Annotated in this window: 20 protein-coding genes; 3 read left to right on the forward strand and 17 right to left on the reverse strand. The window is 67.5% G+C overall.

Annotated features, from left to right (window positions below):
• Positions 1-110 precede the first annotated feature (110 nt).
• Positions 111-1,184, reverse strand: coding sequence for a phosphate ABC transporter substrate-binding protein PstS (gene pstS / locus EDL96_RS08360; RefSeq protein ID WP_123825345.1), 1,074 nt, complete (start codon positions 1,182-1,184; stop codon positions 111-113).
• A gap of 290 nt (positions 1,185-1,474) precedes the next feature.
• Between pstS and EDL96_RS08365 the strand changes: the two genes are divergently transcribed.
• The gene (locus tag EDL96_RS08365; RefSeq protein WP_123825346.1) at positions 1,475-2,632 is read left to right on the forward strand and encodes an FUSC family protein; all 1,158 of its coding nucleotides are present in this window, start codon (positions 1,475-1,477) and stop codon (positions 2,630-2,632) included.
• A 60-nt stretch (positions 2,633-2,692) separates the two neighbouring features.
• On the forward strand, positions 2,693-4,078 hold the full coding sequence (gene radA / locus EDL96_RS08370; RefSeq protein WP_123825347.1) for a DNA repair protein RadA: 1,386 nt from the start codon (positions 2,693-2,695) through the stop codon (positions 4,076-4,078).
• Between the two features lie 31 nt (positions 4,079-4,109).
• On the opposite strand, the gene EDL96_RS08375 is transcribed toward radA, so the two are convergent.
• On the reverse strand, positions 4,110-4,988 hold the full coding sequence (locus EDL96_RS08375; RefSeq protein WP_123825348.1) for a hypothetical protein: 879 nt from the start codon (positions 4,986-4,988) through the stop codon (positions 4,110-4,112).
• Between the two features lie 24 nt (positions 4,989-5,012).
• Between EDL96_RS08375 and EDL96_RS08380 the strand changes: the two genes are divergently transcribed.
• The gene (locus EDL96_RS08380) at positions 5,013-5,987 is read left to right on the forward strand and encodes an HhH-GPD family protein (RefSeq protein ID WP_123825349.1); all 975 of its coding nucleotides are present in this window, start codon (positions 5,013-5,015) and stop codon (positions 5,985-5,987) included.
• A gap of 76 nt (positions 5,988-6,063) precedes the next feature.
• On the opposite strand, the gene EDL96_RS08385 is transcribed toward EDL96_RS08380, so the two are convergent.
• The 15 genes from EDL96_RS08385 to hpt all read right to left on the reverse strand — a co-directional run bounded on the left by EDL96_RS08385 (position 6,064) and on the right by hpt (position 21,913).
• On the reverse strand, positions 6,064-6,585 hold the full coding sequence (locus EDL96_RS08385; protein WP_123825350.1) for an amino-acid N-acetyltransferase: 522 nt from the start codon (positions 6,583-6,585) through the stop codon (positions 6,064-6,066).
• A gap of 104 nt (positions 6,586-6,689) precedes the next feature.
• Positions 6,690-9,320 (reverse strand): ATP-dependent Clp protease ATP-binding subunit, encoded by a 2,631-nt coding sequence (locus EDL96_RS08390; RefSeq protein ID WP_123825351.1) that lies wholly within the window; start codon positions 9,318-9,320, stop codon positions 6,690-6,692.
• A 233-nt stretch (positions 9,321-9,553) separates the two neighbouring features.
• A complete protein-coding gene (locus EDL96_RS08395) occupies positions 9,554-9,892 on the reverse strand; it encodes a histone-like nucleoid-structuring protein Lsr2 (RefSeq protein WP_123825352.1) in 339 nt (112 codons plus the stop codon).
• Positions 9,893-10,122: 230 nt separating this feature from the next.
• On the reverse strand, positions 10,123-10,395 hold the full coding sequence (locus EDL96_RS08400; RefSeq protein ID WP_123825353.1) for a hypothetical protein: 273 nt from the start codon (positions 10,393-10,395) through the stop codon (positions 10,123-10,125).
• A gap of 2 nt (positions 10,396-10,397) precedes the next feature.
• Complete coding sequence (lysS, locus tag EDL96_RS08405) at positions 10,398-11,861, reverse strand: lysine--tRNA ligase (RefSeq protein ID WP_123825449.1); 1,464 nt, start codon at positions 11,859-11,861, stop codon at positions 10,398-10,400.
• Between the two features lie 183 nt (positions 11,862-12,044).
• Entirely contained in the window at positions 12,045-13,916 is a 1,872-nt protein-coding gene (gene panC, locus EDL96_RS14040; protein ID WP_407656932.1) for a pantoate--beta-alanine ligase, read from the reverse strand.
• A complete protein-coding gene (locus EDL96_RS08415; protein WP_123825354.1) occupies positions 13,913-15,463 on the reverse strand; it encodes a PH domain-containing protein in 1,551 nt (516 codons plus the stop codon). Before EDL96_RS08415 ends, panC begins: the two co-directional genes overlap by 4 nt.
• The gene (locus EDL96_RS08420) at positions 15,460-16,032 is read right to left on the reverse strand and encodes a PH domain-containing protein (RefSeq protein WP_233568784.1); all 573 of its coding nucleotides are present in this window, start codon (positions 16,030-16,032) and stop codon (positions 15,460-15,462) included. Before EDL96_RS08420 ends, EDL96_RS08415 begins: the two co-directional genes overlap by 4 nt.
• Positions 16,025-16,630 carry a DUF3180 domain-containing protein gene (locus EDL96_RS08425; RefSeq protein ID WP_123825355.1) on the reverse strand — a complete coding sequence of 202 codons (606 nt, stop codon included), beginning with the start codon at positions 16,628-16,630 and terminating at the stop codon, positions 16,025-16,027. The genes EDL96_RS08420 and EDL96_RS08425 overlap by 8 nt, the downstream gene beginning before the upstream one ends.
• Positions 16,627-17,163 (reverse strand): 2-amino-4-hydroxy-6-hydroxymethyldihydropteridine diphosphokinase, encoded by a 537-nt coding sequence (gene folK, locus EDL96_RS08430; RefSeq protein ID WP_123825356.1) that lies wholly within the window; start codon positions 17,161-17,163, stop codon positions 16,627-16,629. The genes EDL96_RS08425 and folK overlap by 4 nt, the downstream gene beginning before the upstream one ends.
• The gene (gene folB / locus EDL96_RS08435) at positions 17,160-17,531 is read right to left on the reverse strand and encodes a dihydroneopterin aldolase (RefSeq protein ID WP_123825357.1); all 372 of its coding nucleotides are present in this window, start codon (positions 17,529-17,531) and stop codon (positions 17,160-17,162) included. The genes folK and folB overlap by 4 nt, the downstream gene beginning before the upstream one ends.
• Positions 17,528-18,469 carry a dihydropteroate synthase gene (gene folP / locus EDL96_RS08440; RefSeq protein ID WP_123825358.1) on the reverse strand — a complete coding sequence of 314 codons (942 nt, stop codon included), beginning with the start codon at positions 18,467-18,469 and terminating at the stop codon, positions 17,528-17,530. The genes folB and folP overlap by 4 nt, the downstream gene beginning before the upstream one ends.
• Positions 18,470-18,479: 10 nt before the next feature.
• A complete protein-coding gene (gene folE, locus EDL96_RS08445; protein ID WP_123825359.1) occupies positions 18,480-19,040 on the reverse strand; it encodes a GTP cyclohydrolase I FolE in 561 nt (186 codons plus the stop codon).
• Positions 19,034-21,148 (reverse strand): ATP-dependent zinc metalloprotease FtsH, encoded by a 2,115-nt coding sequence (gene ftsH, locus EDL96_RS08450; protein ID WP_123825360.1) that lies wholly within the window; start codon positions 21,146-21,148, stop codon positions 19,034-19,036. The genes folE and ftsH overlap by 7 nt, the downstream gene beginning before the upstream one ends.
• A gap of 213 nt (positions 21,149-21,361) precedes the next feature.
• Positions 21,362-21,913: a hypoxanthine phosphoribosyltransferase gene (hpt, locus tag EDL96_RS08455; RefSeq protein WP_123825361.1), complete on the reverse strand. Its 552-nt coding sequence runs from the start codon at positions 21,911-21,913 to the stop codon at positions 21,362-21,364.
• Positions 21,914-21,960: the final 47 nt, after the last annotated feature.

Raw genomic sequence — 21,960 nt, forward strand, 5'->3', positions numbered from 1 at the left:
TCACAGCACAGGTCCGTCCGGTGCCCGGTACGGATGAACGCGGGGCCGGACGGACCGTGTGCGGTCTCGGTTATCGACCGATTGGACCTTGCTTCAGATCGTTCAGACGATCACTCGGCAGCGGAGATGCCGCCGATGGACTCTTCAGCCTTCTTCCGGAGGCCCTCGGACAGCGGGGCGGAGCCGGCGGCTTCCTCGGCGGCCTTCTGGCCGTCCTCGGAGACCACGTACTCGCCGAACGCCTTGGCGCTCTCGGCCTTGTCCGCGTCCTGGTACTCGTTGCAGAAGATGTGGTAGCTGACCAGCACGATCGGGTAGGCGCCCGACTCCGTGGTGTCGCGCTCGAGTTCCATGGCCATTTCGGCGTCGGAGCGACCCTCGAGGGTCTTGGATGCCTCCACGGCGGTGGCAGCAGCCTCGGAGGACAGGTCGACGTATTCCTCGCCGACGCCCACGGACACGGTGCCCAGCTCGTCGCTCTCGGCGACGGCGGAGGCGTCCGCGTAGGTGATCGCACCTTCGGTGCCGCTCACGGTGGAGACCACACCGGAGGTGCCCTGTGCGTTCTCCTGGCCGGAGACGGGCCAGGACTCAGCGGCCTTGTCCGACCAGACGTCGGGGGCGGTGGCGTTGAGGTACTCGGTGAAGTTCTCGGTGGTGCCGGATTCGTCCGAACGGTGCACCACGGTGATCTTGGTGTCCGGGAGGTCGGCATCCGGGTTCTGGTCGGCGATCGCGGGATCGTTCCAGGTCTTGATCTCACCCTTGAAGACCTTCGCGATGGTCTCCGCGTCCATGTTGACCTTGTCCACGCCGGGCAGGTTGTAGGCAACCGCGATCGGGGAGATGTAGGCGGGGATGTGGAAGGCGCCGTCAGGTCCGCAGATCTCCTTGGAGGACTCGTACTCCTCGTCGTCCATCACGGCGTCGGAGCCGGCGAAGTCGGCACCGCCGGCCAGGAAGGCCTCACGGCCCGCACCCGAACCGTCCGGGGAGTAGCGGACTTCCAGGTCCTTTGCTTCGGAAACGCCGTTGGTCCAGGCGGTCATGGCGGCTTCCTGGGAGGAAGCACCGGCGCCAGTCAGGGTGGTCAAGCTGTCACCGCCACCGCCGCCACAGGCGGACAGAGTGAGCGCGCCCAGGGCGAGCACTGCGGTGGTACGGCCAAGGAGGGAAGCCTTCACAATTGTCCCTTCAAACTTGAGATCAAGGCCCCGGCTCTCTGCGGGGCTTGGGATGTTCGACGCCGGTGAGGTCCGGCGTGACGGGGAGTTGGAGTTGCCCGGTTTCTCCCACGCTCCAAGATCGTAGGGCTGGCACGTGGCCGGTGCTCCCGGAGTGCATGAACGGAAAGTGAACAGTATGAGCGGTCATGCGATCCCAGTCACACCGGGAGAAGCTCACGCAGCGCAAGTCCAAGCCACGGGACGGAGACGGCGCAAAACGCGACTTGTCGCCCCTCTAAGATGGCCGTATGAGTGCCGAGACCCCTGCGCAGACCTCCACCGGGGTCCTCGGCCTGCTCCAAGATCGCATGCGAGAGGGGCTGGCCCGAGTTCGTGGGGGAATCTTCCAGGCACTGCAACTGACGATCGCCGCCGTGGGTGCCTTCGTCTTCGCCGAACGGGTACTGGGGCACCACGGTCCGATCTTCGCAGCGACGGCGGCCACCGTGGCACTGGGCTTCTCCAAGGGCGGTATCCGCTATCGCCGCGTGCTCGAAGTGGCGATCGGTTGCACGTTGGGCATCCTGTTGGCCGAATCCCTGACGCACTTGATCGGCCGCGGGATCTGGCAGGCCGCCGTCGTCATGCTGGTCTCCGCCCTGCTGGCGCAGTTCCTGGACAGCGGGGTTCTGTTCACCACCCAGATGGCGTTGCAGTCCCTGTTGGTAATCATGCTTCCCGCCCCCGTGGACGGGACACTCACCCGGTCCATCGACGCGATGGTCGGTGGCCTCTTCGCCTTGGTCCTGGTCTACCTGGTGCCCACCGATCCGCGACGGCAACCTCGCGAGCAGCTGCGCAAACTGACCACCGAACTCTCGGACGTCATGCGCGAGGCCGCCGACGCGGTCCGGCAGGACGACTCCCAGAAGGCGTGGCACTGCCTGGTCAGGGCACGACGCACCCAGCCGATCGTGGACGCCGTGACCACGTCCCTGAAGTCCTCGCACGAAATCGCCGTGGCCGCGCCCCTGCACCGCCGTCACCGGTCGGAGGTCGAGGCGATCTCCAACGCCATCCGCTACCTGGACCTGGTGGCCCGCAACACCCGAGTACTGGCGCGCAGGGTGGCCAGCATCATCAACCACATCACACTGTCCGCCGAAGCGGTCGATTCGATCTCGGACTGCCTGGACTCCTTGGCGGACGTGATCAACACCGTGGGTAATGCACTCGCCGTGGCCCAGCCGGGCGCGCGTCGGTCCTACATGCGTCAGGCCCGCAACCAGTTGCACTCCGTGGCCGCTCAGCTGCACCCGGACACCATGGGCATCGAAACCATGGAGGGGCAGGGGCTGGTCCTGCTGCTGCGGCCCATGGTGGTCGATCTGCTGGAAGCCACGGGGGCCAGCCACGAGGAGGCCTTGAGCCACCTGCCGCGCCTGGACGACTGGGACCGGCTCTGACGTGGTGCGCCCGGTCACCCGCGGTCCTGTGCTGTCCGCGGCCCTGGGTAGGTTGACCTCATGAGTTCCAAGACCAAACGCGCCACCCCGGGGTACCGCTGCACGGAGTGCGGCTGGGCGACCGCCAAGTGGGTCGGTCGATGCGGCGAGTGCCAGTCCTGGGGCACGGTCGAGGAAGTGGGCGCGGCCAAGGTGCGGACCACTCCCGCACGGACCGTGGAAACCCCCGCGCAGCTCATTGCCGACGTCGACGCGACCCAGGCCGCATTCGTCCCCACAGGTGTCGCTGAACTCGACCGCGTGCTGGGCGGCGGTCTGGTCCCCGGCGCCGTGGTCCTGCTCGCGGGCGAACCCGGGGTCGGCAAGTCGACCCTGCTGATCGATGCGGCGGCACGCGTTGCCCGCGGAGGCGTATCGCTGCCTTCCCGCAAGGTCCTCTACGTGACCGGCGAGGAATCGGCCGCCCAGGTCAAGCTGCGCGCGGACCGCGTGGGGGCGCTGGCGGACTCCCTCTACCTCACGGCGGAGACGGACCTGGCAACGGCACTGGGACAGGTCGAGGGCGTGGAACCCGACGTCCTGGTGGTCGACTCCGTACAGACTCTGAGCAGCGCAGAGGTGGACGGTTCGGCGGGCGGGGTGACCCAGGTGCGCGAGGTCGCGGGTTCGCTGATCGCAGCGGCCAAGTCCCGCGGGATGACGGTCCTGCTCGTGGGTCATGTGACCAAAGAAGGCACCATCGCAGGCCCCCGGTTGCTCGAACACCTGGTGGACGTGGTGTGCCAGTTCGAAGGTGACAAGCACTCGAGCATCAGGCTCCTGCGCGCGGTCAAGAACCGGTACGGGCCCACGGACGAGGTTGGCTGTTTCGAGCTCCAGGAAGCGGGAATCCGCTCCGTGGACGACCCCTCCGGCCTGTTCGTCTCCCGTACGGCCCAGGCGGTCTCCGGGACGTGCCTGACCGTGACCATGGAGGGCAGACGGCCCTTGCTGGCGGAGGTGCAGGCCCTGCTCGACCGGTCGCAGACCTCCCAGCCACGCCGGGCCACGGCCGGCTTGGACTCCTCGCGGGTGGCCATGCTGCTGGCCGTTCTGCAACGCCGCGCGGGTCTGAGCCTGGGCACCATGGACGCCTACGTGTCCACGGTGGGCGGGGTTCGACTGGCTGAACCAGCGGCCGACCTCGCGGTAGCCCTGGCCTTGGCCTCGGCCGCTCAGGACAAGCCGCTGCCGCAACGCCTGGTGTGTTTCGGTGAGGTCGGTCTGGCCGGGGAGGTACGGCCCGTACCCGGGATCGGACGGCGAATCCACGAAGTGTCCCGGCTGGGCTTCACCCACGCGGTGGTACCCGCCAGCCCGCAAGGCCCCGGGCCGGTACCCAAAGGGTTCAAAGTCAAAGAGGTCACCACGTTGAACGAGGCGCTGGAAACCTTCTTCCCTGCCTGACCCGCATCACACGGTCGCAGGCAAGTTTCCGCTATTCGAGGGTGAACTCCACGCCTTCACTGCTGTCCTCCCCCAGGGTCACGGTCAAGCGGTAGGTTCCCGCCTGCACAGCACTGCCCTCGGTGGCGCAGTCGGGGACGGAGCGGTGCCGGTCCCATTCGAAGCGCGCAGATTCCTTCTCCCCGGCATCCAACGTGATGGGACGGTCCTGACCGTCGATCTGACAATGGGCGGAATCAAAGACCTTGTCCTGACCGCTGTTGACGGTGAAGTCCATGCGGGCCGTCCCGGCGTTGACCATGCACTCGTCCTTGCCCGTGTTTTCCAGGGTCATGATCAGGACGGGGTTGTCCTTGCCGGAATACGTCTTCTCATCGGTGGAGGCGGTGACCTTGAGGTCGTCGCCGCAGGCCATGGCTGCGGGCCCACTGGCGCCGTCGCTGGCCTGGGACTCGGGCCGGGCACTGTACCCGGCGAACGGATCCGAGTTGGTGGGCTCCGCAGCCACCACCGGATCCGACTCCGCGTCTCCCCCGCCGATCAGTTTCGACAGCCCGAAACCGAGGCCGACCACCAGAAGCAGCGCAAGCACTCCCGCCACGAGCCGCCGACGTCGATAGACCTCTGGCGAGTGGCGTCGCGGTTCACGGGGCTCCCGGTCGAATTCCGGCTCTTCGTAACGGTCCTGGTGAACGTCGAAGACCTCGTCCCGTTCGCCCTCTCGGTCCTTGCCGCGGTGCGCGTTCCGAGGAGCTGCGGGTTCCTGGTCGCGCCGTTCGCGGCCGGAGTTCACGTCGGATTCCGAGGCGCCCGTGCGATGGTGGCCCGGGGTGGTGGATGCGCCCAGATCGGGTAGGTCGAAGTCCCAGGGGCCGTTGCCCCCACTCCCGTTCGCGTCGTCCCGTGCCATGACCTCCAGGCTACAGTGAGGGCGATGACCCCCGCGTACGCCTCACCCGCTCCGGTGTCCCCCGCCCTGGCGCGCAAGCTCCACCGCGAGATCACAACTTGGTACGACGACGCGCAGCGCGACCTCCCCTGGCGACGCCCTGACTGTTCACCGTGGGGTGTCCTTGTGTCCGAGATCATGCTGCAACAGACTCCGGTGGTGCGGGTGCTACCGCGGTGGTCGGAGTGGATGAGCCGGTGGCCGGGCCCGGCCGATCTGGCCCGTGCGCCCGTCGCTGACGTCCTACGAGCCTGGGACAGCCTCGGCTACCCGCGACGCGCGCTGCGACTGCAGGCAGCGGCCCGAGCGATCGTGGACCAACACGACGGTCGGGTTCCCGCGGATCACGGCACCCTGTTGGACCTCCCGGGAATCGGGGCCTACACCGCCGCAGCGGTCGCGGTCTTCGCCTTCGGGGATCGGCAGACGGTCATCGACACCAACATCCGCCGGGTCCACGCCCGAGCGGTCACGGGGACGGCTCTCCCGGGCAAGACCCTGACCGCGGCGCAGACCAGGTTGGCCGACCAGCTCATGCCCCGGGACCGCGAGCTCTCGGTCCGCTGGAACCAGGCCGTCATGGAGTTGGGGGCCCTGGTGTGCACCGCCCGCTCACCCAAGTGTGGGGAGTGCCCGGTGGCCACGGACTGCGCGTGGCTTGCTGCCGGCTCCCCTCCCCCGGTCGACTCCCCGACGGGCCAGCGCTGGCACGGCACGGACCGACAGGTCCGCGGTGCCGTCATGGCCGTACTCCGTTCGGCGCAGTCCGCCGTCCCCGAGGAGTGGCTCACGGTTGCTCGCGAGGTCAACATGCCGCCCGGATCGGATCCGGGGGTGGACCGTCCGCTGGAAAAACTGCTGGCGTTGGAGGCTCCGGAGGACCAACGACGACGCGCGGTGGACGGGTTGGTGTCCGACGGACTGGCCGTCCGGACCGCCGCAGGTCTCACCCTGCCCTGACGGATCGCAGGCCAGAACGGGAAGTGCGTCGCAGACCGTACCCGGAGCCGTCACCCGGCTCGAGGTGAGCGGCAGTTCACAGGGTGAGGATCATCCGGGTGTTGCCCAAGGTGTTCGGCTTGACCCGTGCCAGGTCCAGATACTCCGCCACGCCCTCATCCTGGGAGCGCAGGAGTTCCGAGAAGATCTGCGGGTCAATCTGGTCCTGGTTGGGCATGACCTCGAACCCGTGCCCCCGGAAGAACGTGACCTCGAAGGTCAGGCAGAACACCCGCTCCACGCCCAGCCTGCGCGCCCGGGCCAGCAGCTCGGCGACCAGTTTCCCCCCGATGCCCCGGCCGCGCACGGTGGGATCGGTGGCCAGGGTGCGGATCTCGGCCAGGTCCTGCCACATCACGTGCAGGGCACCGCACCCGACAAGGCGCGTGCTGCCGTCGTCGTCGACGAGCTCGGCGACCACGAACTCCTGGATGCCTTCGTAGTAGGCCACCGTCTCCTTGATGACCAGTACCCCGGCGGCCGCGAGCGGGCCCACCAGAGCCTTGATGCCGGAGACGTCGGCGGTGGTGGCGGGGCGCAGGTGCAGCTCAGAGGTCATTCGGTCAGTGTAGGCACGCAAGCCCCGTACAACGCGAGGAGGGGCCGCATTCCGTCACAGGAACACGGCCCCTCCTGGGCATCATTCGGAGCGCGGCGGCTCGGTCAGGCCGTGGCCTGCCCCGATCCGGGGCCCTCGGAGGAGGACGCCGCGGAGTCACCGTCACCACTGTGGGGAACATCGGTCCCGGAAGGCTCTTCACCCGGGACCAGATCCGGGTCCTGGGAGGAGTCGTCCTCGAACGCGGTGTCCGGCAGCTCGGACATCGGGGTGCCGACGAAGGTGAACTTCTGCTCATCCCCCTCGCCCTCGACATCCACGTAGACGCGCTCGCCCGAGGAGATCTCACCGAAGAGGATCTTCTCCGAGAGCTGGTCCTCGATGTCGCGCTGGATGGTTCGACGCAGCGGACGGGCACCCATGGCGGGGTCGTAACCGCGGGTGGCCAAAGCCTTCTTGGCCGCGTCCGAGACCACGATGGACATGTCCTGTTCGCGCAGACGCTCCTGGAGCCGGGCCACGAACAGATCGACGATCTGGACGATCTCCTGCTCGGAGAGCTGCGGGAACACGATGATCTCGTCCACACGGTTCAGGAACTCGGGGCGGAAGTGCTCCTTGAGCTCCTCCTGCACCTTGGCCTGCATGCGCTCGTAGTTCGTCGCCGTGTCGGTACCCGCCTGGAAGCCGACCGGGACGGAACGCGAGATGTCCTTCGTCCCCAGGTTGGTGGTCATGATGATCACGGTGTTCTTGAAGTCCACCACGCGCCCCTGCGAGTCGGTCAGACGACCGTCCTCCAGGATCTGCAGCAGGGAGTTGAACAGGTCCTGGTGAGCCTTCTCGACCTCGTCGAAGAGCACCACGGAGAACGGCTTGCGCCGCACCTTCTCGGTCAGCTGGCCACCCTCCTCGAAGCCCACGTAACCGGGAGGGGCACCGAACAGCCGCGAGACCGTGTGCTTCTCCTGGTACTCGGACATGTCCAGGGTGATCAGGGCGTCCTCGTCGCCGAACAGGAACTCCGCAAGAGCCTTGGCCAGCTCGGTCTTGCCGACGCCCGTGGGCCCGGCGAAGATGAACGACCCACCGGGACGCTTCGGGTCCTTGAGCCCGGCCCGGGTACGACGGATCGAACGGGATAGCGCCTTGATGGCGTCCTCCTGGCCGACCACACGCTTGTGCAGCTCCTCCTCCATGCGCAGCAGGCGGCCCGACTCCTCGTCGGAGAGCTTGTAGACGGGCACACCGGTGGCGGCCGAGAGGACGTCCGCGATCACGTCCGGGGTCACCTCGGCGACCTGGTCGCCGCCCTCACGCCACGCCTTGTCCTTCTCGTCGCGCTCGGCGATCAGCTTCTGCTCGCGATCGCGCAGGGAGGCGGCCTTCTCGTAGTCCTGTCCCTCGATGGCGTCTTCCTTGGCCTTCTTGAGCTCGGCGATCTGCTCGTCGAGGTCCTTGATCTCCGGCGGCGCGGTCATGCGCTTGATGCGCAGGCGCGCACCGGCCTCGTCGATCAGGTCGATCGCCTTGTCCGGCAGGAAACGGTCGGAGATGTATCGGGCGGCCTGGTGCACGGCGGCCTCGAGGGCCTCGTCCGAGATCGAAACGCGGTGGTGTGCCTCGTACTTGTCCCGCAGGCCCTTGAGGATCTCGACGGCGTGCGCCTCGGAGGGCTCGTCCACCTGGATCGGCTGGAACCGGCGCTCCAGGGCAGCATCCTTCTCGATGTGCTTGCGGTACTCGTCCAGGGTGGTCGCACCGATGGTCTGCAACTCGCCACGGGCCAGCATGGGCTTCAGGATCGACGCGGCGTCGATCGCGCCCTCGGCGGCACCCGCACCGACCAGGGTGTGGATCTCGTCGATGAACAGGATGATGTCGCCGCGGGTACGGATCTCCTTGAGCACCTTCTTGAGGCGCTCCTCGAAGTCACCGCGGTACCGGGAACCGGCCACCAGCGAGCCCAGGTCCAGGGTGTAGAGGTGCTTGTCCTTCAGGGTCTCGGGCACGTCTCCGCGCACGATGGCCTGGGCAAGACCCTCGACGACGGCGGTCTTGCCGACGCCGGGTTCACCGATGAGAACCGGGTTGTTCTTGGTGCGGCGGGACAGGACCTGCATGACGCGTTCCATCTCCCGCGCGCGCCCGATCACGGGATCGAGCTTGCCCTCCCGGGCGGCAGCGGTCAGGTTGCGGCCGAACTGGTCCAGGACGGCGGAGCCCGCAGGAGTGCCCTCCCCGGAGCTGCGGCCACCGGTGCCGGCGGTCTCCTTCTCCTCGCCCTGGCCACCACCCTGGTAGCCCGAGATGAGATCGAGCACGGTGGAGCGGACCTTCTGCGGTTCGGTGCCGAGCTTGGTCAGGACCTGGGCCGCCACGCCTTCTCCGGCGCGGATGATGCCGAGCAGGATGTGCTCCGTGCCGATGTAGTTGTGGCCAAGTTGCAGAGCTTCGCGCAGGGAGAGCTCAAGGACCTTCTTGGCTCGCGGCGTGAAGGGGATGTGGCCGGAGGGGGCCTGCTGGCCCGGACCGATGATGTCCTGGACCTGCTCACGCGCAGCGTTCAGCGTGATGCCCAGGGAGTCGAGGGCCTTTGCGGCCACGCCCTCGTTCTCGTGAATCAGGCCGAGCAGCAGGTGCTCGGTGCCGATGTAGTTGTGGTTGAGCATCCTGGCCTCTTCCTGGGCCAGCACCACGACCCGTCGGGCCCTGTCGGTGAAGCGTTCGAACATGGATACTCCTCAGTTGATCGTCACGACGATGCTACGCACGCGGGTGCGTGTTTCCGGGGCTGTTCGCCACCGGCGAGACGGATGCCGCGGCAAGATCCTGCGGTCCCGGGAGGCCGACTTCGGGTCGCCTCGGACGTCACCCGGGCATGACGAAAGCCGGGGGAACAGGTACCTGTTCCCCCGGCTTTCCGAACCCTCACCCGTGGTCGTCCCGCGGGCTTAGGGTCAGTCCGTCACTTGTTGGCCGCGTAGTAAGCGTCCTGGACTTCCTGGTGGATCCGGCCGCGGTCGGAAACGTTGTAGCCGTTGGCCTTTGCCCATTCGCGGATCTTCGGGGTGTCCGGGTTTCCGCTGCCGCGCGTGGTCGCCGTCCGAGCGGTTCCCCGCCCCTTGCCGGCAGAGGACCGACGGGCCTTCGACACGAAGGGGCGAATCGCACCGCGCAGCTTGTCGGCGTTGGCGCTGGAAAGGTCGATCTCGTAGGAGTTTCCGTCCAGACCGAAACGCACGGTTTCGTCCGCCGGACCGCCGTCGAGGTCGTCCTCGAGGATGATCTTCACTGTCTGTGCCATTGCCTGGAACTCTCCCGTAGCTGATTGCGGTTGAGGGGTGACACGATCCGTCCGGAACGGTTTCCGTGGAATGCCTTGCACCGATCCCCTCGTTAACGCACACATTAAACCCCATTCGGAGGCAGTGCAATTAGGCAATGGCTACCGCATGACCAGTTTTCAGGGGATTCACATGAACATCTGGTTCTTCACGTGGCGTGCACCACGAAAAAAGGGGTATCGCCGATCGGCTATCCGGTTTCCCGCGAGGTTCCAGAAGGGTTGTGTCCACCCTCCGCTCTCTGACGTTTCCCGCCGTCGGGGCCCGGTTCGGCACCGGGGTTCTGGGCGATGTCGTGCCCCTCCCGGGCGCGCACCTGCTGGTACCACTGTTCGGCGTCCGAGCGCGCGGCCTTCTCCGCCTCCCGTTCACCACGGTCGGCCCGCATGATGGCACGCATCACGAACCAGAAGATGAGGCCCACACCGATCGAGGGCAGGAGAACGGCAAGATACTCAGTCACGGTCAGTCCCTCTCGGGCTTCATGAGCGGAAACAGGATGGTTTCGCGAATACCCAGATCGGTGAACAACATGATCAATCGGTCCAGGCCAAGTCCCAGGCCACCCATTGGCGGGGCACCGTGTTCCAGCGCCCGCAGGAAATCTTCATCCAACTGCATGGCTTCGTCGTCACCGGCGGCCGCCATTTTGGACTGTTCGGTCAGACGCTCACGCTGAATTACGGGATCGATGAGTTCGGAGAATGCCGTCCCGCGCTCCATACCGCCGATAATCAAATCCCAGGCCTCGATGACCCCGGGCTCGGAACGGTGCGGACGGGAGAGAGGCTGGGCCGCGGGCGGGTAGTCGTAGACAAATGTCGGTTGGATCAATGTGGGTTCAACAATTTCCCCGAACAGTTCGATCACGAGCTTTTCGGCACCCCAGTCCGGCTTGACCTGGACCTCGTGCGCCGCGGCGATCTCGCGCAGCTCCTCAGCAGAAGTTTCCGGTGTGACCGTGCGCCCCACGGCCTGTGACAGCCCCGGATAGACACCCAGCCAGGCCCATTCGCCGCGGAGGTTGATGTCCCCCTTGGCCGTTGGGATCGGGCCCTCGATTCCCAGGGCGTCGGCGCAGGCGACGATGATGTCCTGGATGAGCCGGGCCATCGTGAACTGGTCGCCCCAGGCCTGGTAGGCCTCGAGCGTGGTGAATTCCGGACTGTGAGTCGAATCCACGCCCTCGTTGCGGAACACCCGGCCGATTTCGAAGACCTGCTCCACACCACCGACAACCGCCCGCTTGAGGAACAGCTCCGTGGCGATGCGCAGGGTCATGGGCTGGTCAAAGGCATTCAGGTGGGTGTCGAACGGTCGCGCGGTCGCGCCGCCGTGGACCAGCTGCAGGACCGGGGTCTCGATCTCCAGGTACCCCTGGTCCTCGAGCGTGCGACGCACGGTCTTGATGATCGTGGCGCGGGTCCGGACGACGTCGCGGGCCTGCTGCCGCACGAGCAGGTCGAGGTAGCGCTGACGGACCCGGGTCTCCTCGTTGAGTTCACTGCCCTCGTAGAGGTTGGGCAGGGGCCGCAGGGCCTTGGCGGCCATCTCCCACCGATCGACCATGATCGACAGCTCACCGCGCCGTGAGCAGATCACCCGCCCCGTGGCGGAGACGAAATCCCCCAGGTCGACCAGGTTCTTCCAGTCGGTCAGGGCCTCTTCGCCCACGACCGCCAGGGAGAGCATGAGCTGGAGCTGCACGCCGTCACCGTCCTGGACGGTTGCAAAACACAGTTTCCCGGTGTTCCGCACGAAGACCACGCGGCCGGTCACGGAGACCGTCTCCTGGGTCTCCTCCCCCGCTTCCAGATGACCCCAGGTGTTGCGGACCTGCACCAGCGAGTGGGTTCGCGGGACACCGACGGGGTAGGCCTCCCGGCCCGAATCCAGCAGTGCCTGCCGCTTAGCCAGACGGAACTCCATCTGTTCGTCCACCACGGTGTTCTTCGAACCGGGCGCCGCGGCACCCTCGGTGACGACGGCGGTACCCGCCGCCGGGGCGGGCTCGGTGGCTTCGGTGTTCTGGGGATTCTCAGGGGTGGTCACGATGATCCAGGATAACGGTCGTGTCCGGCAGATCCGTAGCGCTGCGGCGGTACGGATGGGTCACAGCGTCCAGTTGTCGATCAGTCGAGTGGTCCCGACCCTGGCGGCCACGAGCGCGAGGTTGCCCGGTGCCACGTCCGCCGGTGCGAGTGTCGACGGATCGACGACCGTCAGGTAGTCGAGTTCGACCGTCTGCGGCCCCTGGCCGATGCTTTCGGTGTCGATCAGGTGCCGCGCCTGGTCCAGGTCCACCTCGCGCGCCGCCAGGGCCTGAAGAGTGCGCGAGAGCACGAGCGCGGCCGCCCGTTCGTCGTCGTTCAGGTAGGCGTTGCGGGAGGACAGCGCCAGGCCGTCGGGCGCGCGCACGATCGGGACGGGACGGATCCGGACGTCCAGGTTCAGGTCCCGCACCATCCGTTGGACGATGAGCAGTTGTTGGGCGTCCTTCTGGCCGAAGTACGCCTGCAGCGGGCGGCCCGTGCCCGTGGCCAGGACGAAGAGTTTGGCGACGACGGTGAGCACACCGTCGAAGTGACCGGGACGCGAGGCCCCCTCCAGCTGGGTGCCGAGGTCTCCCGAACCGACCCGAATCAGAGGGAGTCCCCCGGGGTACATCTGTTCGACGCCCGGTGCGAACACGATGTCCACGCCCAGGTCCGTGAGGCGCGCGAGGTCCCCGTCGAGATCAGCCGGGTAGCGCGAAAGGTCCTCCGTGGGGCCGAACTGCAGCGGATTCAGGAAGATCGACACCGCGAGGACGTCGTTCTCGGCCCTGGCCTGTTCGACCAGGTGCGAGTGGCCGTCGTGGAGGGCGCCCATGGTCGGGACCAGACCCACGGTGCCCTCGGGACCAGCGGCCTGAGCGCGCTCGCGCAGGAGTGCGCGGAACTCCTCCGGGTCCGTGACCACCACGGGTGCCGACCCCGCACCGGATCCGGCCTCGGTATCGGCCTCGGTGTCGGCCGCGACAGGGGATTCGCCGGGGAGATCGAGATCGGCGATCTCGTCCGTGACGGTCGGGAGCACGTGGTCGGCCGGGCCCAGAGCCTGGAGCACGGCCGCGTGGGCGGTGCTGTCCAGCGTGCCGCGTTCCTGGGCGCGTTCCGCCGTGATCCGCCCCATCGACACGTAGGCGCGCAGCACGTCGTCGCGCCCGGAGGCCAGTGCGGCCTCGGCCAGGGCCAGACGGTGCTCCCGAACGGTTCCGGCGTCGCCGCGCGCCACGGGGCCGGTCAACGCGGCCTCGCCCGAACTCAGCGCGTTGTCCAGGCTCGCGCGGGTCAATGCGCCCAGGACGCGATCGGGCTGCTCCACACCGATCTCACGCAGGACCTGGGTGGCCTGACCCACCAGCGTGCTCAGGTGGTTGGCGCCGTGGGTGAGGCCCGCGTGGTAGAGCACCCGGTCCGCCTCCGGCACCACCACCGGTTCCCCGCCCATCTCCACCACGAGAGCTTGGGCGATCGGGAGGACCGCAGCCGGGGCCGTGACCCCGAACGAGCAGTCGGCCAGCCGGTCCAGGTCCAGAGACATGCCTGTGAAGGTCATCGCCGGGTGAATGGCCAGGGGAATCGCCCCGGCTGCCCGGGCCGGTTCCAGCACGGAGGTTCCCCACCTCCCGGCCACGTGGATCACGATCTGACCCGCCTGCCAGTGCCCGGCCTCCGCGAGCCCGCTCACCAGTCCCGGCAGCTGATCGTCGGGCACAGCCAACAGCACCAGTTCGGAACGTTCCACGACCTCGGGCACCGTGAGGACGGGGACCTCCGGCAGCAGGATCTCCGCCCGGTCCCGGGAGGCCTGGGAAACCGCCGTGACACCGACGACGGCGTGCCCCGCTGCCCGGAGAGCGGCACCGAGCACCGCCCCGACCCGACCCGCGCCGATCACGCCGACCCCGAGCCTTCCGGGCCTATTGGTTGGTGCGCTCACCTGTGTGCTCCTGCTGGTCTGGTTGGGCTGGTTGGTCTGGTTGGGCTGCTGGTTGGTTGCGGGATGGCCGACGGGGTGGGGCGTCCGCGACGCAGCTGGTCGGAAATGAACTGTTGCGCCTCGGCGAAGTCCATGCACTCGATGGTCGGCTGGACCGCGCCGGAGATCGAGTGCAAGGAGACCGTGGCAAGGTTCAGTCGCCACAGAACGGGTCCGCGGCCGAGGCCGATGGACTGCACCTTGTCGTGCGGCACCACGTGGCAGGTGCGGTGCAGTCTTCCTGTCCGAGACAGTAGTGCCCGCGGGGTCACCGCGTAACCGTGTCGACGTCGGACCACCGGGGAGGCCCACACGGCCCGGTGCGGCGCGCTGGAGAACGGGGACCCGTCCTTCGCCGCTCCGACCAGCCCTTCGATCACGAGCGCCGTGAGGTCGGCGGGCAGGTCCAGACCTTCGCGGAACAGCAGGTCGAGCTGCGCGTCGGTGCCCACGGGCAGCAGCACGGAGCGGTTCCCCGCCGATTCGTTGCCCGTCTCCGTGCCGTAACCGGCGACGTTGACCTTGACCAGAGACCAGCTGAAAGGACGCCACAACGGGGCGCGATGCACCGCCATGGCCTGCACACGCCCGGACGGGACGGTCTGTGAGGTCTTGTTGAGCAACCCGTAGCGCAACCGCAAGCCATCGGGTGTCCGGTACATCCTGAAACCCCAGCTGACCTCCAGCGCCTGCAGCACCGAGCCCGCGAGCGGCAGGACGGCGGGGACGGCACCGGCCAGGATCCCGCCGATCGCGTGGGGGTTGAACAACGACACCAGACCGGCGACGGCCAGAACCAGGACCAAGAGGATGAACGGGATGCTCAAGACCCGCGCGGCCAGAGCCCGGCCGATGGGAACGGAGAGAATCTCGACCTCGTCCGTCCGGTCGCCCTGTTCCGCGGCCTCCACCAATCCGTCGACGGGTTCGGAATCAGCCGCCGGCGAGGAACCGACCTGTGGTCCCGTGGCGCCGAGCAGCTGGCGGCGGAGGTCTCGGGCGTCGTCGTGTTTGAGATAGCGCAGCGCAACGGAGGTCTCCCCCGCGTCCGCCACCTCGAAGCGCAGCTCGGCCAGCCCAAGGAGCCGAGGAACCAAGGGGCGTTGGATGTCCAGGGCCTGGACCCGGTCCAAGCGGGTCTGTCGGTCCTGACGGAAAACAAGCCCGCTCCTGAGCCGCACGTGCGTGGGCGTGATCTGGTAACGCGTGAACCACCACACGTAGGCTCCGCCCGCGGCTGCCAACAAGGCCCCGGCCAGCCCGAATCCCGTGTAGAGCAACCAGGCCGGGAGGGTCACGAAGAACTCGGTGACCTGGGGGACGTCCTCCGGGGACGGGGAATTCTCGGCGGTTCCGGTGAGGTCCTCGAGGAAACCGTTGAACACGGTGTTGAGCCACGCACCGATGACCACGACGAACGCGATCCACCCGCGTGCCAGGGGACTGAGGGGGTGCATGCGCCGCCAGTCGTCGGTCCCCTGCGCCCACGGGACCTGGCCGGTGCTCACAGCTCGATCAAGCGGTCTTCGCCGCGTTCCGTGAGGTGTTCCCGCAGCCGGCCCGCCTCCTCCGCCGAAATGCCGGGCAGCGTGGCATCCGTCTGCGGGGAGGCGGTGTGCATGGTGATGGCGGCCAGCCCGAAGGCCCGCAGCAGCGGCCCGGAGGTGACGTCCACGTACTGCATCCGCCCGTATGGGATCACAACCAAGTTGCGGAACCACAGACCCTTGCGGACCAGGAACTCCTCCGCGTCCTCGCGGTAGCAGCGCGCGCGCACCCGGCGGGGCGTGGTCGCCATCAGGGCACCGAACACGACGACGACCGTCGCAGGCCACGGCAGGAGCCACCACCAGGAGGTCCCCTCGAAGGGTCCGATCACCTTGAGGAGGACGGGCCATCCCATGGCGGCCAGCAGAATCACGGCCCAGATCCCGAGGCTGATCAGGCTCACGGTGACGTACCGGCGGCTGACACCGCGCCATCGGCCGGGTTCGGCGCCGTTCGCGCCACCTGCCTCGGGACGGGTGGCAGGGTCCTCGGCCCGCAGCGGTTCCATGAGGTCCGGGTGCTCAGTCATCCGCGGGTCCCTTCGGGGTGCTCGGCCGGTTGGGTCTGCGTCCTCGGATGTTCCGGTTGTGCTCCGCGCGCGCCATTCCACCCTCCTGGGCCGGGCGGGGACGGGAGCGCGTGGACTTCCCGTCCGCCTCCCGTCCGGAGCCGTTGTCTTCCTCCGGATCATCGGGGGGCAGTCGGCAGAAGTTCTCCACGACCCACCCGATCACCGTGAGCAGTACGCCGATCGCCGTGATTCCAGCGACCTGCCACAACGGCCCCTGGTCCGAGCGGACGCCCACCAGGGTGAGCTGGTCGATGACCAACAGCCCGTGCCAACCGGCGATCATGGCACCGGCCACGGCATTGGCCTGCGCCAGAGCAGCGGTCACCGCACCCCAGGTGCGATCAAGGGTGATCTCACGGTCGCCGTCGCGAATCTTGCGGACCTGAAAACCCACGACCAGGAGGACCAGGGATTCGACCAGCAGCGCAATGCCCGCTGCCCACGGCAGCGACAACAGCGGCCCGCCCAGGCGCCCGGCCAGGAGGTCGGCGGCCCAGCCTGCCGTGAAGGACAGTGCGGCCACCAGGATCAGGAGCCGCAGGGTCAGGTACTTCACGGCAACTCCACGTCCGAGGGACCCGGTGCCGCGGTATCGGTCAGCAACGGGTAGCTGCGGGGAGCGATTCCCGGGAGATCGGGGGCCCGCTGGGCGAGTTCGCGCACGGGTTCCCCGGCCAAGGTGGCGTCCGGGTCGATCATCGACCACGGGACCAGCACGAAGGCACGCTCCCGCGCGCGGGGGTGCGGCAGCGTCAGGGTCGGTTCGTCCATGCTGAGCCCGCCGAAGTCGATGATGTCCACGTCCAGCGTGCGCGGGCCCCACTGGACCTCGCGAACGCGGTCGTGGGCGTCCTCGATCCGTTGGCAGGTGCGGAGCAGTTCGAACGGTCCCAGGGTGGTCTGCACCTTGAGCACGGCGTTGAGGAAGTCCGGTTGTCCTTCGGGCCCGCCTACGGGTCGGGTGACCACCACGGGTGAGGCGCCAAGGACCTCAATGCCGTCGCTGGCCTGCAGGTCGGCCAACGCCGCCCGCAACAATTCGGCGCGGTCACCCAGATTGGATCCGAGGGCGATGACGGCTTGTCTCATGGTGTTCGCTCCCTGGTGACCGTGACGGCGACGTTGCCGAACGGCACGGTGATCGGCGCCTGAGGCTTGTTGACGGTGAGCTCGACGAGCTGGATCGCCGGGTACCTTTCCAGGATGAGCCGTGCCGTGCGATCGGCCAAGGTCTCGATCAGGTCCACGGGTTTCGATTCGATCTCGGCGTGGATCAGCTCGGCGATCTCGCCGTAGTGCACCGTCTCGGTCAGCTCGTCGGTGCGCGCGGCGGGGGCAAGGTCCAGGTGCAGCACGGCGTCGACGACGAACGGTTGCCCGTTGCGCTTCTCCTCCTCGAGCACGCCGTGGTGGCCGAAGCCTTTGATCCCGGTGAGGGCGATCCGGTCGTTCGTCATGGCCGCTCCCCGGTTTCTTCGGTCCCGAGGGGTGACGGGGACAGCACGGGCGGGTTCACGCCTGCCCAGGCGTGGGCGACGGCGACGGCGTCCCGCGTGGTCGGCACGTCGTGCACCCGCACCGCCCAGGCCCCACGATCCGCGGCGAGCGCCGAGATGGCGGCGGTTGCGACGTCGCGCTCCCCCACCGCCCGCGGAGCCCCGTCCGTGGCCAGGAGGTTGCCCACGAATCGCTTGCGGGAGGCGGCGACCAGGATCGGGTATCCCGTGGCGATGAACTGCGGCAGGGCCCGGAGCAGGTCCCAGTCCTGTTGCCCGCCCTTGGCGAAGCCCAGACCGGGATCGAGGATGAGCTTGGAGGGATCCAGGCCTGCGGTCAGGAACCGCTCCGCGACCTCGGCGGATTCGCGCAGGACGTCGGTCACCAGGTCCTCGTAGACGGCCAGGGCGTCCATGGTCCCGGGATTGCCCCGGGAATGCATCAGGATGTAGGGCACCTGCCGTTCGGCCACGAGGTCGACCATGTCCTGACTCGTCGAGACGCCGGACACGTCGTTGACGCAGTGCGCCCCCGCGTCCAGGGCGGCCTCGGCCGTCGAGGCGTTGATGGTGTCCACCGTGACCAGGATCCCCGCGTCGGTCAGTTCACGGATCACGGGGAGGATCCGGCGTCGTTCCTCTGCGGGGTCCACCCGAATCGACCCCGGACGGGTGGACTCACCGCCGACGTCGACCATGTCCGCACCCTGCTCGGCCAACAACCGCCCGTGTTCGACGGCGGCCCGGTGGGTGTCGTGCTGTCCGCCGTCGGAGAAGGAATCGGGGGTGACGTTGAGGATGCCCATGACCAGGGTGCGGCCCGTGGGCAGGTTCTCCCACCGTTGCCAACCGAGTGCAGTGCGCTTGGGTTCCACGTCCGTCCGTTCCGCTCCCGTCATGCTCCGATTATCATCCGAGGACCAGGCTCATCGCTTCGGACCGGGTCGCGGGGTCGTGCAACTGACCGCGGACCGCGGAGGTCACGGTCTTGGACCCGGGCTTGCGCACGCCCCGCATGGACATGCACAGGTGTTCGCACTCGAGGACCACGATGGCCCCGTCCGCCTGGAGGTGCTCGACCAGCGCCTCCACGATCTGTGTGGTCAGCCGCTCCTGCACCTGGGGGCGTTTGGCGTACACGTCCACCAGCCGCGCCAGCTTGGAGAGCCCCGTCACGCGTCCACCCTTGCCGGGGATGTAGCCGATGTGGGCCTGCCCGTGGAAGGGCACCAGGTGGTGTTCACAGGTCGAGTAGAACGGGATGTCCTTGACCAGGACCATCTCCGAATGACCGATGTCGAACGTGGTGGCCAGGACGTCCTCGGGGCCCATGGTCATGCCCGAGAAGACCTCTTCATAGGCCCGGGCGACGCGCTGCGGGGTGTCCCGGAGACCTTCCCGTTCGGGGTCCTCCCCGATGGCCGCCAGGATCTCTCGGACCGCGGCTTCGATGCGAGGCTGGTCTACCACGGGGTGTTTCCCCCCTCGTACCGGGTGGACCCGCCCTGATCGGAGTCGCGCTCGTCCGTCTGCTCTTCTCCGGAGTCCTGTCGGACGTCCTCGGGGCTTTGCGGATTCTCCTCGGGTTCGCCTTCGCCGGGGAGGCGCTCGAACTGCTTGCGTTCTGCCTCGGAGGCCTGCGCGAGTTCTTCCTTCTCCCGGCTGGTCGTCACCGGCGGCAGGTCGGACTGGATCCGGGTGTCACCGGAGATCCACTGCTCACGCTCGGGCTGACGGACGATGTCCTTGAAGATCTCCGCGATCTCGGCCTCGTTCAACGTCTCCCGCTCGAGCAGTTCCAGGGCCAACCGGTCCAGGATCTCGCGGTTCTCGATCAGGATGCGGTGGGCCTCGTCCTGCGCGTTCTCCAGCAAGGCGCGCACCTCGGTGTCGACGACGGCGGCGGTGGCCTCAGAGTAGCCGCGGTCCTGGGCACCGCCGCGGCCCATGAACGGCTCCGAGTTGTCCCCGCCGAGCTTGACCGAGCCCACCCGCGTGGACATGCCGAACTGGGTGACCATGTTCCGGGCGGTGTCCGTGGCCTTCTGGATGTCGTTCGAAGCACCCGAGGACGGATCCTTGAACACGATCTCCTCGGCCGCGCGCCCACCCATGGCGTAGGCCATCTGGTCCAGCAGCTCGTTGCGGGTGGTCGAGTACTTGTCGTCGGCCGGCATCACCATCGTATAACCGAGCGCCCGCCCGCGGGGCAGGATCGTGATCTTGGTGACCGGGTCCGTGTTCCGCAGGGCCGCCGCCACCAGCGCGTGACCGCCCTCGTGGTAGGCAGTGACCTTGCGTTCGTGTTCCTTCATGAGGCGCGATCGCTTCTGCGGGCCCGCGATCACGCGGTCGATCGCTTCGTCCACGGCGCGGTCGTCGATGAGCTGCGCGTGGGAACGCGCGGTGAGCAGGGCGGCCTCGTTCATCACGTTGGCCAGTTCCGCACCCGTGAAGCCGGGGGTCCGCTTGGCCACGGAGGCCAGGTCGACGGATTCGTGCAGCGGCTTGCCCTTGGAGTGCACGCGCAGAATCTGCTCCCGGCCCTTCATGTCCGGGGCCTCCACACCGATCTGCCGGTCGAAGCGCCCCGGGCGCAACAGGGCCGGGTCCAGGACGTCCGGCCGGTTGGTCGCCGCGATCAGGATGATGTTGGTGTTCGCGTCGAACCCGTCCATCTCCACGAGCAACTGGTTGAGGGTCTGTTCGCGTTCGTCGTTGCCACCGCCCATGCCGGCACCGCGCTGGCGGCCGACGGCGTCGATCTCGTCCACGAAGATGATCGCCGGGGCGTTCTCCTTGGCCGTCTGGAACAGGTCACGCACGCGGGAGGCACCCACGCCTACGAACATCTCGACGAAATCGGAACCCGAGATCGAGAAGAACGGAACGGAGGCCTCACCGGCCACGGCCTTGGCCAACAGGGTCTTGCCCGTGCCGGGAGGTCCGTAGAGCAGCACACCCTTGGGCACGGAGGCCCCCAGTGCGGTGAAGCGGTCGCGTTCGACCAGGAACTGCTTGATCTCGTCCAGCTCCTGGACCGCCTCGTCCGCGCCGGCGACGTCGGCAAAGGTGACCTGGGGGTTGTCCTTGTCGAACTGCTTGGCCTTGGACCGCCCGAACTTCATGAGCTGGGACCCGCCGCCCTGCATGCGGGAGAACACGAACCAGAAGATCGCCAGGATGATCAGGAACGGCAGCAGGAACTGGATCATGGACAGCAGCCAGTTGTTCTGCACGGGCTGGTCCGTGTAACTGTCCAGGCCTGCCTCGTCGACGGCGTTGACCACCTGTTGGCCGCGCGGTTCGACGTAGTAGAACTCGACATTCTTGCCGTAGTCCTTGCCGTCGGCCGAGTAGTCATCGGCCAGCGTGAGTTCCACCCGCTGTTCGCCGTCGTAGATCTTGGCCTCTGTGGCCTTGTCGTCCTGCAGCAGCTGGAGACCCACGTTGGTGTCCACGCGACTGCCGTCCCCGGAGGTCAGCGTGGTGATCACGGGCACCAGCACGAGCATGGCAAGGAGAATCCAGAAGAAGGGCCCTCCGAAGAAGCCCTGTTTCTTTTTAGCGGTGGCCAAGTCCGATGGTCCTCTCTCGCGCGACACGAACCTGAGATCGACGCATGACGCAGCGCCGCAGAAGTCGAAAGGTCAATGTAACGCGCCGCGGACGATCCGTCGGAGTCGAGCTCCACGGTTCACCCCCTGGCGGAAACATTCCGGGGGAACCTCCAGACACGGTGAATCCTCGCCCCGGGAACACCACGTCCCGGGTGGGTGGGAGTCACCGCATCAGGAGTAGACGTGCGGGGACAGGATCGCGATGCAGTCCAGGTTGCGGTACTGCTCGGCCCAGTCCAGCCCGTAACCCACCACGAACTCGTTGGGAATGTCCCACCCGACGTACTTGACGTCGATCTCGACCTTGAGGGCTTCCGGCTTGCGTAGGAGGGTGCAGATCTCCACGGAGTTCGCACCGCGTGACTTGAGGTTGGACAGCAACCAGGAGAGGGTCAGCCCGGAGTCGATGATGTCCTCCACGATCAGAACGTCCCGACCGGTGAGGTCCGTGTCCAGGTCCTTGAGGATGCGCACCACGCCGGAGGACTTGGTCCCCGATCCGTAGGAGGAGACCGCCATCCAGTCCATCGGGTACTGCCCGGACAGGGCACGGGAGAGGTCCGCCATGACCATGATCGCGCCCTTGAGTACACCGACCAACAGGACATCCTTGTCCTTGTAATCGGCGTCGATCTCAGCGGCGAGCTCCACCACACGGCGGTCGATGTCCGCCTTGGTATGCAGGATCTCCTTGAGTTCGCCTGAAACGTCCTCGGCCTTCACGATGCTCCTAAGTTCTCGGCTTGTGTCTTGGAAGCTCCGGGCTCGAC

It is taken from the genome of Kocuria soli, from assembly GCF_003797835.1.
GTDB lineage: Bacteria > Actinomycetota > Actinomycetes > Actinomycetales > Micrococcaceae > Kocuria > Kocuria soli.

Bases quoted from the DNA above. Each gene is read 5' to 3' on its own strand.
- folP (WP_123825358.1), bottom strand. From the start codon at position 18,469: ATGACGGGAGCGGAACGGACGGACGTGGAACCCAAGCGCACTGCACTC.
- EDL96_RS08390 (WP_123825351.1), bottom strand. From the start codon at position 9,320: ATGTTCGAACGCTTCACCGACAGGGCCCGACGGGTCGTGGTGCTGGCC.
- lysS (WP_123825449.1), bottom strand. From the start codon at position 11,861: ATGGAGTTCCGTCTGGCTAAGCGGCAGGCACTGCTGGATTCGGGCCGG.
- EDL96_RS08420 (WP_233568784.1), bottom strand. From the start codon at position 16,032: ATGACTGAGCACCCGGACCTCATGGAACCGCTGCGGGCCGAGGACCCT.
- folK (WP_123825356.1), bottom strand. From the start codon at position 17,163: ATGAGACAAGCCGTCATCGCCCTCGGATCCAATCTGGGTGACCGCGCC.
- EDL96_RS08385 (WP_123825350.1), bottom strand. From the start codon at position 6,585: ATGACCTCTGAGCTGCACCTGCGCCCCGCCACCACCGCCGACGTCTCC.
- EDL96_RS08395 (WP_123825352.1), bottom strand. From the start codon at position 9,892: ATGGCACAGACAGTGAAGATCATCCTCGAGGACGACCTCGACGGCGGT.
- radA (WP_123825347.1), top strand. From the start codon at position 2,693: ATGAGTTCCAAGACCAAACGCGCCACCCCGGGGTACCGCTGCACGGAG.
- EDL96_RS08375 (WP_123825348.1), bottom strand. From the start codon at position 4,988: ATGGCACGGGACGACGCGAACGGGAGTGGGGGCAACGGCCCCTGGGAC.
- folB (WP_123825357.1), bottom strand. From the start codon at position 17,531: ATGACGAACGACCGGATCGCCCTCACCGGGATCAAAGGCTTCGGCCAC.
- EDL96_RS08380 (WP_123825349.1), top strand. From the start codon at position 5,013: ATGACCCCCGCGTACGCCTCACCCGCTCCGGTGTCCCCCGCCCTGGCG.
- EDL96_RS08365 (WP_123825346.1), top strand. From the start codon at position 1,475: ATGAGTGCCGAGACCCCTGCGCAGACCTCCACCGGGGTCCTCGGCCTG.